Annotated in this window: 13 protein-coding genes and 1 pseudogene; 9 read left to right on the top strand and 5 right to left on the bottom strand. The window is 45.8% G+C overall.

Annotated features, from left to right (window positions below; translation table 11 throughout):
• Positions 1-59 precede the first annotated feature (59 nt).
• A complete protein-coding gene (locus HUB64_RS16970) occupies positions 60-2,273 on the bottom strand; it encodes a M3 family metallopeptidase (RefSeq protein WP_173497458.1) in 2,214 nt (737 codons plus the stop codon).
• A 253-nt stretch (positions 2,274-2,526) separates the two neighbouring features.
• Between HUB64_RS16970 and HUB64_RS23250 the strand changes: the two are divergent.
• A pseudogene (locus HUB64_RS23250) lies at positions 2,527-2,727 on the top strand (hypothetical protein); the annotation flags it as partial.
• Between the two features lie 447 nt (positions 2,728-3,174).
• On the top strand, positions 3,175-3,669 hold the full coding sequence (locus tag HUB64_RS16965; RefSeq protein WP_173244197.1) for a hypothetical protein: 495 nt from the start codon (positions 3,175-3,177) through the stop codon (positions 3,667-3,669).
• Between the two features lie 657 nt (positions 3,670-4,326).
• Here HUB64_RS16965 and ggt read toward each other — a convergent pair.
• On the bottom strand, positions 4,327-6,066 hold the full coding sequence (gene ggt, locus HUB64_RS16960; RefSeq protein WP_173244200.1) for a gamma-glutamyltransferase: 1,740 nt from the start codon (positions 6,064-6,066) through the stop codon (positions 4,327-4,329).
• Between the two features lie 108 nt (positions 6,067-6,174).
• Between ggt and HUB64_RS16955 the strand changes: the two genes are divergently transcribed.
• Complete coding sequence (locus tag HUB64_RS16955; protein WP_173244203.1) at positions 6,175-7,515, top strand: GNAT family N-acetyltransferase; 1,341 nt, start codon at positions 6,175-6,177, stop codon at positions 7,513-7,515.
• 74 nt (positions 7,516-7,589) lie between these two features.
• Here HUB64_RS16955 and HUB64_RS16950 read toward each other — a convergent pair whose 3' ends face one another.
• Complete coding sequence (locus HUB64_RS16950) at positions 7,590-8,213, bottom strand: LysE family translocator (RefSeq protein ID WP_106650850.1); 624 nt, start codon at positions 8,211-8,213, stop codon at positions 7,590-7,592.
• Positions 8,214-8,438: 225 nt separating this feature from the next.
• Complete coding sequence (locus tag HUB64_RS16945; RefSeq protein WP_173244206.1) at positions 8,439-8,921, bottom strand: hypothetical protein; 483 nt, start codon at positions 8,919-8,921, stop codon at positions 8,439-8,441.
• Positions 8,922-9,217: 296 nt separating this feature from the next.
• On the opposite strand from HUB64_RS16945, the gene HUB64_RS16940 reads away from it, so the two are divergent.
• The 6 genes from HUB64_RS16940 to HUB64_RS16915 all read left to right on the top strand — a co-directional run bounded on the left by HUB64_RS16940 (position 9,218) and on the right by HUB64_RS16915 (position 13,742).
• A complete protein-coding gene (locus tag HUB64_RS16940; protein ID WP_368039635.1) occupies positions 9,218-9,751 on the top strand; it encodes a YbhB/YbcL family Raf kinase inhibitor-like protein in 534 nt (177 codons plus the stop codon).
• A gap of 11 nt (positions 9,752-9,762) precedes the next feature.
• Positions 9,763-10,929: a major royal jelly family protein gene (locus HUB64_RS16935; protein ID WP_231466222.1), complete on the top strand. Its 1,167-nt coding sequence runs from the start codon at positions 9,763-9,765 to the stop codon at positions 10,927-10,929.
• A gap of 154 nt (positions 10,930-11,083) precedes the next feature.
• Complete coding sequence (locus HUB64_RS16930; protein ID WP_028759587.1) at positions 11,084-11,560, top strand: VOC family protein; 477 nt, start codon at positions 11,084-11,086, stop codon at positions 11,558-11,560.
• Positions 11,547-12,536, top strand: coding sequence for a glycine betaine ABC transporter substrate-binding protein (locus tag HUB64_RS16925; RefSeq protein WP_254451434.1), 990 nt, complete (start codon positions 11,547-11,549; stop codon positions 12,534-12,536). Before HUB64_RS16930 ends, HUB64_RS16925 begins: the two co-directional genes overlap by 14 nt.
• Positions 12,536-13,018: an Atu1372/SO_1960 family protein gene (locus HUB64_RS16920; protein ID WP_254053117.1), complete on the top strand. Its 483-nt coding sequence runs from the start codon at positions 12,536-12,538 to the stop codon at positions 13,016-13,018. The genes HUB64_RS16925 and HUB64_RS16920 overlap by 1 nt, the downstream gene beginning before the upstream one ends.
• Before the next feature lie 169 nt (positions 13,019-13,187).
• Positions 13,188-13,742: a sugar O-acetyltransferase gene (locus HUB64_RS16915; protein WP_131525027.1), complete on the top strand. Its 555-nt coding sequence runs from the start codon at positions 13,188-13,190 to the stop codon at positions 13,740-13,742.
• Between the two features lie 124 nt (positions 13,743-13,866).
• Here the strand turns inward: HUB64_RS16915 and hppD are convergent, their stop codons facing one another.
• Entirely contained in the window at positions 13,867-14,907 is a 1,041-nt protein-coding gene (hppD, locus tag HUB64_RS16910; protein ID WP_173497456.1) for a 4-hydroxyphenylpyruvate dioxygenase, read from the bottom strand.
• Positions 14,908-14,945: the final 38 nt, after the last annotated feature.

Genomic DNA, 14,945 nt, shown 5'->3' with positions numbered 1-14,945 from the left:
GGAGTGTTAGCTCCCTGTTGGTGATATTTCAAACTTCAATTTAGAGGGATGATGTTATGTTACTCGGCCAGTAATCCGCGGCTACGTAGTAGCGGCTCTATACCGGCTTCTTTACCGCGGAAGTTTTTATACATCAGCATAGGATCATCGCTGCCGCCTTTCGAAAGGATATTGTTACGGAAGGAATCCGCAGTGGCCTTGTCGAAAATGCCGTTTTCTTTAAAGGCTTCGAAAGCATCCGCACCTAAAATATCCGACCAGAGGTAGCTGTAGTAGCCTGCTGAATAACCACCTGCGAAAATATGCGAGAAGTAAGTGCTGCGATAGCGTGGGCTAATTTCCTCAATCAGTCCCATTGCCGCTAACGAGTCCGCCTCAAACTTGGCCGCATCCTTTGGCGTTGTATCGGTTAGTGTGTGCCAATCTAAATCGAGTTTAGTGGCCGCCATGTATTCAACGGTAGAAAAACCTTGGTTGAACTTGCTGGCCGCTTGGATTTTCTGCACTAGCTCCTGCGGGATCACTTTGCCAGTTTTGTAGTGCTTGGCAAATTGGGCTAACACTTCTGGCTGAGTCATCCAGTTTTCATTCACTTGCGATGGGAACTCAACGTAATCGCGAGGTACGGCGGTGCCGCCCTGTGAGCGATATTCGACGTTCGATAACATGCCGTGTAGTGCGTGGCCAAATTCGTGGAATAGTGTGCTGGCTTCATCGAAGGTCAGCAGCGCTGGCTCATTACCCGCTGGGCGAGGGTAGTTTAATACGTTGATAATAATAGGTTTAGAATCAACGCCATTCATATTGTATTGCTTGCGGAAGGAGTTCATCCAAGCGCCGCCACGTTTGCTGTCACGGGTGAAATAGTCACCCATAAAGATGGCCATCAGTTTGCCGTCTTTATCGTAAACTTCCCAAGTACGGACTTCGGCATTGTATTTGGGTAAGTCGGTACGTTCTTTAAAGGTCAAACCGTACAAACGGTTAGCCGTGTAGAACACGCCTTTTAATGTACTGTCGAGGGAGAAATACGGGCGGGTTTGTTGCTCGTTAAAGCTGTACTTAGCGACACGAATTTTGTCGGCGTAGTAATCCCAGTCCCACGCTTGCAGCTTAAAATTGCCACCTTGAGCGTCAATCATGGCTTGCATATCAGCCACTTCGGTTTTTGCTTGGGCCAATGCCGCTGGCCATACTTTATTGAGTAAACCGTAGACGTTTTCTGGTGTTTTAGCTGTGCGTTCTTCTAACACGAAATCCGCATGGGTTTTATAGCCCATCAGTTGAGCACGTTCAGCACGCAGGGCAGCAATCTTAGCGAGTATAATCTTGTTATCGTTGGCGTTATTGTTGTTACCGCGCTCGATATAGCCTTTGTAGAGTTTTTCACGTAACTGGCGATTATCGGCATAGGTCAAAAAAGGCGTAATAGAAGGGCGAGACGTGGTAAATACCCACTTGCCTTCGTGGCCACGTTTTTTGGCGGTTTCAAAGGCTGTGGCAATCACATCTGCGGGTAAACCCGCGAGATCGGCTTTACTATCAACCACTAATTCGAAGGCATTGGTTTCGGCTAATAGATTGTCACCAAAGGTTAAATTGAGTTTGCCGATTTCTTCGTTCAGCGCGCGCAGTTTGGTTTTATCTGGCTCGCTTAAGTTAGCGCCGCCACGGGTGAAAGATTTATAGGTATCTTCCAGTAATTTGGCTTGGGCTGTGTTGAGCTTCAGGTTGTCTTTTGCGTCGTGGACGGCTTTAACTTTTTGAAACAGTTTGTCATTAAGCAAAATATCGTCTTCGGCGGACGATAACATAGGCGACACTTCTTTCGAGAGTGCTTGCAATGCTTCATTCGTATTCGCGCCCGTCAGGTTAAAGAAGACGTTAGAAACGCGCGTCACTAGATCGCCAGAAAACTCCATGGCTTCAATCGTATTGGCGAAGGTGGGTTTGGCTTTATTATCAACAATTGCTTGAATTTGTTCGTGTTGTTGGGCGATTCCCGCTTTAAATGCGGGGAGGAAATGCTCAGGCTTGATTTTATCGAAGGCCGGAATTTCCATAAAAGTATCATAGGGTTTAAAGAATGGATTAGTCGCATTCTGGCTGATAATTTGTGCTGACACTGCATTTGGCGCCGCACTTGCTTGAACACTGGCATCGGGTTGTTGTGTGCTACAGGCGCCCAAAGTTAAGGCTAAAGTGATGGCACTTAGCGTGAGCTTAGCTCTGTGTGGCGTGAGGGCTTGCGATTTGAGGGTTAGTCCCTTCATTATTTGTTCCCCGTTAGGTCGATATTGTTATGGATGTTTGCATGATGATGGCCTTGGATTTCAGGAAAAATTTGAAGTCTACGTGCGGCTAAAACCATTAAATTAAGCTTAATGTGACTGTTTAACATGTATCGGACTAGGGGTTCCATCGATTTTGTGTTTAGTTTGTAACAAATGTTTTGTTTTAGGCTTTTAAGCAAAAAATGATGGCAAACTGGGCGAGGATATTATTGCGTCTCAGGCACGTTTTCTTGGCTTAGTCGACCCTAAACCCATTGCAATTGGCGGCTCAACGAACAGTAAATTACTCCCCATTGCTTTAAGTTTTGACCCAGCGATGCTGGGCGTGGAATACACAGGCCATACCGAAAAAGAGTTTATCACCCACAAGCAATTCATGCTGAACCTAAAAATGTATACCGCAGCGTTTATCGAGCTATCGGCGGTGAAATAGTGATCTCTACCATTACAAACTTCGTTTGAATTCTTTAATCACAATCAAAGTCGTGGGGCTTCACCCCACACCCGACCAAGGAGGACTGCTCGTCCTATCCTCCTTGGATGCTCCATGACGCCCCCAACGGAGTTGAGAGCCCCTTGTGCTCATTGCCAAATTTGCTATCGCTTCCGAAGGATGCGTCCTTGCACCTGCGAAAGCTAGCTCGCCATCCATGGCGAGACTCACGCAATTTGTCTATTCGCCCTGCGGCAACTCCGAGGGGAGGTGTATTCCTTGGAGTTTAGAGTCGTTAGATAGCGATTCATCAGCAAAAAATAAGTGCGAAAAATGAGAAAGCTAAAACGATATCAAGTGATTACCCATCAAACTGTATAAAAAACCGCTTCCGCAAAAAAGCAAATTCCTATAGCATCATTTATACCAATTGACATGGATGTAACTGTGGACTTAGGTGTAAATCAACTACTCCAAAATGAGGGGGTTGGATTAGTGCCAAGCTATGCACCGATAGTCGGACGAGCACTTGAACATGAGTATCAACACCAGAGTATTGAATGTCATGACTTATTCGGGGATGACCTGTTAATACCAAATTTCGATGCGTTATCTTGGGATCAAATCATCGAACTCAGAGGTGATAAATACATTGAAGCCTTTAGAAGTATGGTATTTGAGACAGTTATCGACAATCCAACTTCTGTAGATAAAGCTTTGGTTTCCCAAGTCCAAAAAGACCTTTGGGATTTAGCTTCTGAAGTAAAACCAAGTATCACAAAAACATTTTTGACAGGTTTTTTGGGAAATTTGCCATCGCCTTTAATACTTAACCCAATAGGTATTGGCGCTGCAATTAACGACACTTACCAGGCAAAACAAAGAGCTGATAGGTATGGGCACGTATTCTTTATCCAAGGCATACGAGGAAAAGAGAGTTAACAAGAGCCAATTAAGGCGAACACCTAATAGTTGGTGCGTTCGCTTCGTTCACAATTATAGCCAACTATTATCCGCCGCCTATTGGGGCGTTACCCATAGAGATTTTAATTCGAAACTCACAAATTAGAGTTAGGAATCTAACTCATGTATGTCCAAAAGTATGTTGCGTATGTCTTTTAAATCTACAGGTTACACTAGTGCCAAAAAGGTGAGTCATGGTGATTAGCGAGACGACCGTCCGCCCCATGGACGGGGCGGTCGAGCATCCAAGGACGGACTAGCTGCGTGTCGATGAGTGAATGCCATGGTAAGCCTATATGAGTGTGCCACTACAGTATACCAGCCAACCACTAGGATCCCAACGATTGAAATAACATGTCACCCGGTACAAATTGCCTATGCCACTACAGTCTAAAGGTCAGCTATATTCAGTATGAAAATCAGCTATTCAAAATAATAAAAAGCCCTGCTTATACAGTGATTTATAGCAGGGCTTTTTTAAGCGAGAGTTTGCATTCACTGAGCGGAAGGACAAGCTTTACTCAGGGTTTATGACCTAGTTCGAATAGGTCATAAATCCTTTTATCTCATTCACTTCTTTATCTCACTCATCTCTTTACACTCATCTCTTTCACTAACATTGGCATCATGGGGATGCTAGTAGCCGATAGCTTCGCTACCCGAGTGGCGTGGATCAGAAGCACCAAAAATTCCTTGTTCGGTCACCATGATTGATTGTGTGCTGCCCATAGCGGATTGTACTTTCACTTTGTGTCCTTTGGCTTCGAGCAGGGAAATGGTATCGCGATTAAAGCTGGACTCGACTCGCAATTCATCGGGTTGCCATTGATGATGAACCCGCGCCGCATTACTGGCTTCCGCGATATTCAATCCATGATCAATAACATTCATGATGATCTGCAGTGTGGTGGTGATAATGCGCGAACCACCTGGACTGCCAGTGACGAGGAAGGGTTTGCCATCCTTCATTACTATTGTTGGGCTCATTGAGCTGAGTGGGCGTTTATTGCCCTCGACCGAATTGGCATCACCGCCCACTAAACCGTAGCCGTTGGGCACGCCGGGTTTGGCTGAGAAATCATCCATCTCGTTATTGAGCAAAATGCCAGTTCCCTTGGCCACTAAACCTGAACCGTAGCTGAAGTTTAAGGTGTAAGTGTTTGAAACCGCATTGCCCCATTTATCCACTACCGAGAAGTGAGTGGTTTGGTCGCTCTCATAGGGGGCGAGCTTGCCGGGCTTGATTTCAGCGCTCGGTGTTGCCTTATTCATCGCAATTTGGCTGGCGATTTTTTGGGCGTAGTCCTTACTGGTTAAGGCTCTGACGGGCACCTTATAAAAGTCGGGATCGCCTAAGTATTCGCTGCGATCGCTATAGGCGTACTTCATGGTTTCTGCCATCAGATGAATCGTCTGGGCGGTATTGTGGCCGAGTTTGTCTATTGGGAATTGCTGCAATACGTTGAGCATTTCGATGATGTGCACGCCGCCCGATGATGGCGGTGGCATAGACACAACCTCGTAACCGCGGTATTCGCCGCGCACGGGTTCACGTTCCACAACTTTATAATTTTTAAGGTCGTCTAAGGTCATAATGCCGCCAGCTTCTTTCACCGCATTGATGAGCTTAGTGGCGGTTTCACCTTCGTAGAATCCTTTGGTGCCTTTTTCTGCGATAAGACTTAACGAATGGGCAAGTTCAGGTTGTTTAAGAATATCATCCACTTGATAGTCACTGCCGTCGGCTTTGTAGAAGATAGCGGCCGTGGTTGGCCATTGGGCCATGCGGCGTTTTAGGCCTGCAAGGGATTGGGCAAGATCTGGGGTGATGCTAATGCCTTCCTGCGCCATTTTGATCGCGGGTGCCGTAACTTGGGCGAGAGTCATAGTGCCATATTTTTCAAGGGCTAAGCTCATGCCCATCACAGTACCTGGCACACCCACGGCAAGACCGTGTTCGCGGCTTAGTTTTTCAACTGCATCACCATTTTCGTCGAGGAAAATGTTTTTCTTGGCTTTAGACGGCGCCATTTCGCGATAATCGATAGCGATGGTTTTGTTTTCTTTGGCAATATGCACCAGCATAAAACCACCGCCGCCGATATTGCCAGCACGGGGTAAGGTGACTGCCAAACTGAAGGCGACAGCCACGGCGGCGTCAACCGCATTACCGCCTTGCTTTAGGATCTCAACGCCGGTGCGACTGGCGAGAGTTTCTTGGCTTGCGACCATGCCATGCTTAGCCCACACAGGTTGTGCGGTGGCCATCTGGCTGAAAATTGGCGATTCATCGGCAAGCAGACTGGGAGATGATAGTAAGGGAAGCGCCATCGCAATGGCGAGAATAAGAGGTCTAAAAGGTCTTGTTGGACGCATACTCAATCCTGAATTTATTTTAATTATGGCTATGCAATGTGCCGAGAATTAGGCTTAATTGCAACCTCGTATACTTGTTCACACCAGTAAAGGACGATAATTTACCCAATGAGACAGCTTATTTTGGCTTTTGCGAGCTCAATGTCGGATATTTCGGCCAGTGCGTGGAATGCCGCCATGGGTGAGGCGAATCCATTTTGCCGCCATGAGTTTCTGTTGGCACTTGAGCAAAGCCGCTCCGCCTGCACTGCAACCGGTTGGACGCCTCGACATTTATGCGTGTTCGATGCGGGTGACACATTAAATGATGTCGCCAGTAAGGATAAAAGCTTGTTGCCTTTGGCTGAAGGAGGGTTTATCAGTGTGCAAACGGCTAAGCACTTCAATCAGTTCCCACTTATTGCCGTCATGCCCTTGTACCAAAAATCCCACTCCTACGGTGAGTATGTGTTCGATTGGGCGTGGGCCGAAGCCTATGAGCGCCATGGGCTCGATTACTATCCCAAATGGGTGAATGCGATCCCTTTTACCCCAGTGCAAGGTCAACGGATGGGCATTCATCCCGCAGTAGAGCGCGCCGAGCAACTGCGCGTGGCGGCATTACTGCTGATGACATTGAATCGCCGACTAATATCAGCGCAGGATAATCTCGTACCTAAGGAAGCTATTCTTAATGAGCCAGAGCAGGGCTTTACCCCGATTTCCTCATGGCACAGCCTGTTTGTGACCCTAACACAAACGCCGTTATTTGAAAGTTTGCCAAATTCGCTGTTAAAACGCTTAGGCACTCAGTTCCATTGGCATAATCGCAGTTATCGGGATTTTAATGATTTTCTGGCGGGCTTTAGTTCCCGTAAGCGTAAAAATATCTTGAAGGAGCGGGCGCAGTTACAGCCTTTTAATCTTAAGTTTCAGTTTGTCGAAGGGGAGCAGATCACCGCTTCGCAATGGCAGACTTTTATCCAATGTTATCAATTAACTTACCTTAAACGCTCCGGTCATCGCGGCTATTTAACGCCAACCTTTTTTCAGCAGTTGGGGGCACAACTCGCTGCGCAAGTCCTACTGTTGGTGGTTGAAGATGCAAAGGGCGAGATGGTCGCTGGCGCCTTGTATTTAAAAGGTGAGAATACCCGAGGGCAGAAATGCTTATATGGTCGTTATTGGGGGACGACGGTTGAGCTTGACGGTTTACATTTTGAGGCCTGTTATTATCAAGGTATTCAATATTGTATTGAACATGAGTTTCAAGTGTTTGATGCGGGCGCGCAGGGGGAACATAAGGTGCTGCGAGGCTTTGAACCCGTAGCAATGTATTCCTACCATAACATCGCCCATTTGGGATTTAAGGCGGCGATTACGGACTTTGTTGAGCAAGAAACACTGCAAATGCAGCAATATATGGCGCAGATGCAGGATGTGTTGCCCTACAAAAAAGCGCCTTCATAAAGACCGAGTTAACGGGACTTTATTGGGTTAATTTTAGGTAGAACAGGTTACATTTAAGCGGTTAGTTCAAACCGTTAGCTCATGGCTAACCAAACTCCTACGCCTATCATTAGGCTGCCCGCAATGCGGTTTAACCAGCGAATATTATCACCACGGCTCAAGAAGATGCGCAGGCTTTTGCCACCACTGGCGTAGGCGAGCATAGAGGTAAATTCGGTCACCATGATAATGCTCAGTAAGGCGAGGAGCTGCGGCGCGACGTCGCGCTCGGCATTGATAAAAGGGGGTAGTAGCGACACCATAAATGCCCAACCTTTTGGATTGGCAATGGCGGTAATAAAGCCTTGAGAGATCAAGGTAACATTGCTGGCTCTGGGGTTAGTGTCATCATCACTTAATATGGCCATCTTGCCGCGCGCGCGCCACATCTGTACGCCGATAAAGCCTAAATAAATCCCGCCGATCCATTTAAAAATTTGAAATACTTCGGGATAGTTGAGCATGATACTGGCAACGCCCATCACGGCGGCCGTGGCCACTAACGCCACGCCTACCAGTTCACCCAGCATCATCCACAGGGTGCGGCGCACACCTATGCTCATACCCAGTGTCATGGCGAGTGTCATGCACATGCCCGGCGTGATAGAAACAAAGAAAAAAGTCGGGATAAACACAGCGAGTAAGGCAAAATCAGGCATGGTTTGGTCATTCTTGGGTGAAGATGAGAAGGTCGATAGTGTAATGAAAACGGAGGATTTAGCCAATCTGCTTATTTTGAACTTGCTCTCTTTAAATGTAATCGGTTGTGTTGGCTGGCGATATTTCACGCAAAAAGCATATTGTAGTTATTATTAACAATATGCTCACTAACCCCATTGTGATTAATTCTGCAGTTGTTCGGTTAACAGCGATTAACTTCATAGTTAACAAGATAAGACATTGACTGTAGGTTCTACATCAGTATCGATCAAGTAGACACTATCGGCGCCCACCATATAATAACTGTATAGGTCTTGGTAAATATGTTCGCCTAATTCACCATAATAAGGACGGCGTGCATTTTTTACCGACTTCCATATTGGCCAAGGTAAAGAAAAATAATCGGCATTGGATTGATTCGTGATATTTAAATCTGAATCAATAGGGAATGGCGTATTGCTTTTATCATCATGTAGAATATCGCTAAAGTTATCACTTATGTTATCTAAGAAGGTTTGATAACTTGACTCATCAATTACTTGTATTCCAGATATCGTTGGGAAATATAATTCCATTGTGAATGCATCGTTATCAAGTTCCTGCCACAGAATGGTTAAAGATAAATGGTCTAATCTGCAACTCAGGTTCGGGTGTGGCTTTAGGTTTCTGTTCACGGGAAACCAAGGTTGATAATCCGCTTTAATCATAGCGAATCCTCGTTATATTATTGTGTTAATAACATATCTTAGTCGTTTGGTTGTTACTTTTTTGCATTATCTTTGCTGAAACTACCATAACCTAAAAATAACTGAGAAGCATGTTGAGATTATCCAATATTTTTTGAAACTCATATCAACCAAATGCGCCTTATCAATAATAATTTGATTGATATGCTAACCCACATTCTCAAATCAATGGTAATGACTGTTCTAGGACAGTTCAAAAATGGGTTCAGCATATTATGAAATCGCCTTATTTCTCCTCTTTCAAAAAGACTCTCTTGGTGACTGTCGCTTTGGCTGCCAGTATTAATTACGTTATGGCTGACGACAGTGCCTCTGCGTTTAGTCTCGAAAGTAATTTAGCTGATAATTCAAGGTTTCCTCCTGAGTATTATTGGAATCAATTTGGTTGTTCGGGCGAAAATATTGCGCCGCGTTTAACTTGGCAAAATGTACCTGCCGGTACCAAGAGCTTTGCTGTCACTTTATATGACAAAGATGCGCCTACTGGCAGTGGTTTTTGGCACAGTGTTGTGTATGACATTCCGGCACAGGTGTCGACTCTCGCAGGTGGTGTGAATGGCGGAGCGCTACCCAGTGGTGCCATTGAAGCTAATACCGATTTAGGTAAACCTGGATTCTTTGGACCTTGTCCACCAGAGGGACGTGAACACAGTTATGTATGGACAGTGCATGCTTTGGATGTGGCGCAGTTGCCGATAGACAAGGGATCAACTCCCGCTTTGGTGGGATTCTATCTTTGGCAGCATAGATTAGGCGAAGCAAGTTTAACGCTTTTAGCTGGCCCACGTTAGGAGGAATGAAGATGACCATATTATCTACGCGCATTACATACCCAATGTTATCAAAGGTTTTTACACTACTGGCAACCAGTTTGTTGTGTTCTCACTCATGGGCGACACAGACTGAGCCGCTGGCAAAAATGGAAGTCTTTGCCGAACTTGATGGGGCTGTGGGCGGTATTACTTTCACATCAGATGAACGATTGATTTTCAGTTATCACCCTTTCTATCAACCTAACATTAAGGTGGCAGAGCTTTTAGCGGATGGTAGTACTAAGCCATTTCCTAATTCGGATTGGCAGCAATGCCATGATCCGCAGGGCAAAGCGAAAGAACCTGACACTTGCCTTAATTGGGTGTTGGGGCTGCGAACCGACGATCAAGACAGAGTTTGGCTATTAGACTCTGGCCAGCAGGCGCCACGTATTGAGCCTAAATTAGTGGCGTGGGATACCAAGAAAAACCAATTAGATCGCATTATTCATTTGCCCGCGCCAGTCTCTCTTCCTGAGTCACAACATAATGACTTTGTTATCTCATCTCGACATCAAGCGATTGTGATTGCCGATGAGGGGATTGGTACGGGTCCCATTGGTGAAAAGGCTGCGCTGGTGGTTGTGGACTTAAATACAGGGAAAAGTCGGCGCCTATTACAGGGTGATAACAGTGTGATGCCAGACTTACAGCGGCCACTGATTATCGATAAAAACTCAAAAGATAGAAAGCAGATTGAAGTCTATGTGGGTGCCGATGGCATTGCTTTAGATAAAACCCAAACATGGCTCTACTTTGCCCCGATGAATAAAGACAAAGTTTACCGTGTGCGGATGACCGATCTCATCAATCCTTCGTTAACGCCTGCGGCACTCTCTGCCAAAGTGGAGGCTTATGCCGATAAGCCCGACAACGGTGGCTTAAGTATTGATGAAGCGAATAATTTGTATCTAACAGAAGTGGGAGAGCGGGCCATTGGTGTGATCCCTGCAGATTCTCGCCAGTATCGTACTTATGTCCATGATGAACGTATGGTTTGGCCCGACGGTGTGAGTTATGGCAAGCAAGGTTACTTGTACTCTGGGGCTGCGCAATTACCGTTATCGGCACCATTAAATAATGGCAAAGCTGAAAACAGTCCACCTTATTATATTTTCCGTTTTAAGCCGTTAGCGGCGGGCGTTCGTGGTAATTAATCCGAACAATTAATCTCATCAATTAATTTTATAACCTTACGCCAAGTGCTTATCTGAACTGAATTTATTCACACGATTTTTGCGGATTAAAACGGTTTGGATTTGCACTTGGTTATACCGAGTCACTGAGTCACGACATCCAGAGGATGACAATATGAACATTATCGGATTGGATCACTTTACCATCAGAACCCCCAAACTGGTTGAAACGCTGTTGTTTTATCAAGTCATCCTTGGATTGAAATTAGGTTGGCGGCCACAGTTTGGTTTTCCTGGACATTGGCTCTATGCCTCAAATAAGCCCATTTTGCATTTAGTGGAAGCGGGCGATCAGGCGCTAGATGCCTACTTAGGGGAAAGCAGAAATATTTATGGCTCGGGACGTGTTGACCATTTGTCGTTTCGTGGCACGGATTTACACCAGATGCAGCAGCATTTATGCCAGCAGAGGATGATTTTTCAGGAACGAATTGTGCCTGAGATTGGTGAGCATCAGTTGTTTCTTGAAGATCCGAATGGCATCAAAGTAGAGATGATATTCCCCTATGCAAAGGACAACGCCATCGTAGGGATTGTGATGGATAGGCTCACTATTTTAGACACCAAGGAGCCTGAACATGGCGGAGATTAATGTCTTCAGAAGGCAATTATTGCAAACGCTGGGATTGGGCAGTTTGGCATCATTGGCATTATTTCCTCGAGGTGTGATAGGTATGAATTCATTGAGTACGAGTACAAATATGGAGAGCTCACAGGGTAAGCCGATGATTCGCATGGGAGTGACGGACTTAAGTTTTCATCGCGTCACCGCCGCTGTGGTGGCCCATGTGATAGGGATTATGGGCAAAGAGGTGCAACGAAGCTATGCATTGCACGAGGCTAATTTTGAGCAGCTAGGTGAAGGCAAAGTGGATATGCTGTGTTCAGCATGGCTGCCCCATAGCCACGGGATTTATCGACAAGGTGTCGAAGAGCGAGTTGCTACGCGGCAACTCGGGCTACATTATGAGCCCTATGCGCTCTGGGGCGTACCCGATTATGTGCCTGCTGAGCAAGTGTCGAGCATTGAGGATTTACTCAAACCTGACGTGCGGCAACGTATGCGGCCCATCATTCAAGGGATTGGTGAGGGGGCGGGGATCACGCGATTTTCTAAAAATATTATGACGCAATATGGATTAACGGCGGCAGGTTATCAATTTAGAACAGGCACTCAAGCCGACTGTGTCGCGGCTTTTGAGTCTGCCGTAGCGGTAAACGAGTGGGTGATCGTTCCTTTGTGGCATCCACAATTTTTACACCATCAATACGGTATTCGCGATCTTCAGGACCCTAAAGGTTTACTCGGGGGAAAAGATAAAGCGGTATTGCTCGCCCGTGAACGCGAGTTAGTGGTTAATTTCTCGCCAGCACAAATTCAGGTGCTGGATAACATAGTATTATCGAATCAAATGGTTGCAGAACTCGATTATGCGGTTAATCGACAAGGAATGACGGAAGATGAGGCCGCTGCGAACTGGCTGACAGTCAATCCTCAGCATTTGACGACTTGGTTAGCCCCGCTGCTTAATCCTGCGAATGTCTCATCTCAGGAGGTGACATTATGATGAGCACACCTGAATCGCGGCTAGTGGCGGCAGGGCTTGAACTACCTGAGGTTGCCGCGGCTCTTGGAAATTATGAACCCTATTCAATTGTTGGCAGTCAGTTAATGACCTCGGGTCAGTTTCCCTATTTAGAGGGCGAGCTTCAGTATCAAGGACAATTGGGCGCCGATCATACTGTGAGCGAAGGCTACGCTGCCTGTCGTCTTGCGACCCTAAATGCCATTGCCCAATTGAAACAGGCTTGCGGTGAGCTTTCGCGGATAAAACAAATTTACCGCTTGGAAGGAGTGCTAAATGTGCATCAATCTTGCTTTGAACATCCTAAAGCACTCGATGGGGCTTCGGATTTATTGCTTGAAATCTTCGGTGAAGCAGGGCGTCACAGCCGGATGATTTGGACAAATCCTGTCATGCCGCTGAACAGTTTGTGTCTAGTGTATTTATTTGCAGAACTCTATTGTGATGACGAACAAAGGCAATGACCTTTGTCTCGATTGAGATTTAATGCTTGAATGTGACTCACATTGGCTATTAGCTAAATGTTCTGTCAGCAAGACGGGTAGTTCATTCAAGAGCATATGAGGCAGTTCTTGAACTTTCATCAATCGATTGTTAGGGTTAGGTCATCATGGACTGAATGTTGACAATACGATGACTGAGAAACAAAAAATGTTGGCGGGCCAGCCCTATAAGGCTTGGGATGATGAGTTATTGGCTGAGCGGATGCGGGCGAAATCCATTTGTCATCAGTTTAATCTGGCCGAACCGACTTTGCTTGATGCCCGAATGGAGCATCTTCGTGGCCTGCTTGATATTCAACACTGCGCCCATATTGAGCCTAATTTCTTTTGCGATTACGGCTATAACATCCATATTGGCAAACAATTTTACGCCAATCATAATCTAACCATATTAGATGTTTGCTCAGTCTCGATTGGTGATAATGTGATGTTTGGTCCCCATGTGATGATTTCTACCGCAACGCATCCGATTAATCCCATTGCGCGGCAAACGACGGAATACGGCGCGCCAATTCAAATCGGCAATAATGTTTGGCTAGGCGGAAACGTCTCTGTACTGCCCGGTGTGACCATTGGTGATAATTGTGTCATTGGTGCTGGTAGTGTAGTGAATAAGAGCATTCCCGCGAACTGTGTGGCGGCGGGGAACCCTTGTAAAGTTATCAAACCTATCGATGTGGACTAGCGCAGGAAAGTTAAAGCTGAGTGATTGGTGTCAAAGCTGATGGTGATTTAGATGACGATGTAGATAGTCGTAGAAAGAAAAACGGTACGCAGTGCGTACCGTTTTTTATTAGTAGGATGAATACTTACAGTACGCCGCGGCGCATTTGGTCCCGTTCAATTGATTCAAACAGGGCAGTAAAGTTGCCTTCACCAAAACCTAAGTTATTCTTACGTTGGATGATTTCGATGAAAATCGGTCCAAACAGGTTTTTAGTAAATATCTGCAATAAATAGCCTGTATCATCACCATCCACCAGAATTTGGTGATGTTTAATGCGCTCACGATTTTCTGTGACCTGTGGTAACTTATCGAAAATAGTGTCGTAGTATTCAGGGATGATGTCTAGGCATTGGATTGAGCTGCCTTCCATCGCATCCAGAGATTTAACGATATCGCGGCTTCTAAAGGCTAAATGTTGCACACCTGGGCCATTGTATTCCTTCAGGTATTCATCAATTTGGTTTTTATCGCTGCCTTTACCTTCGTTGATCGGGATACAGAAGCTGCCATCGGGTGAGCGCAGGGCGTAGGACACTAGCGCGGTTTGTACGCCGCTGATGTCAAAGTAGCGCACTTCAGTAAAACCAAAAATGTTTTTATAGAAGTTAGCCCAATGTTCCATTGTGCCTTTGTAGACGTTGTTGGTTAAGTGATCGACTTCGATAAAGCCTTTCTCTTGAGTGATAATTTGCTCGTCTAAATCTTCAAAATCAGCGGCATAGATATTGTTATCTGCGCCAAAGGTGTCGATGAAATAAATTAAGCTGTCACCAATGCCGTAAATCGCAGGATAAGGCAGATCTTTGTTGGCATCATCGGCGGGTTTTGCACCACGTTCAACGGCAACGCGATAGGCAAAGCCGGCATCTTCTACACGCCAGCCCATAGAACAAATGGCTGGGCCGTGGGATTTAGCAAACTTAGCTGAGAAACCTTCGCACTCAGTGTTGAGCAGAAAATTAATGTCATTCTGTTTGTAGTACAGGATGTCTTTGTTCTTGGCTTTTTTCAGCAGAGAAAAACCAAAGTCGATAAAGACTTTGTGCATAAAATCAGAATCAGGGCTGGCGAATTCAGTGAATTCGATACCTAATAAGCCCAGTGGATTTAGTTCGCTTGCCATGTTGTTTTCCTCGTTATTTTAGTGCAACACGCCGTCAC

The sequence above is a fragment of the Shewanella sp. ISTPL2 genome (genome assembly GCF_013283205.1).
Taxonomy (GTDB): domain Bacteria; phylum Pseudomonadota; class Gammaproteobacteria; order Enterobacterales; family Shewanellaceae; genus Shewanella; species Shewanella oncorhynchi.
This window is presented reverse-complemented; position numbering and strand designations above follow the sequence as displayed.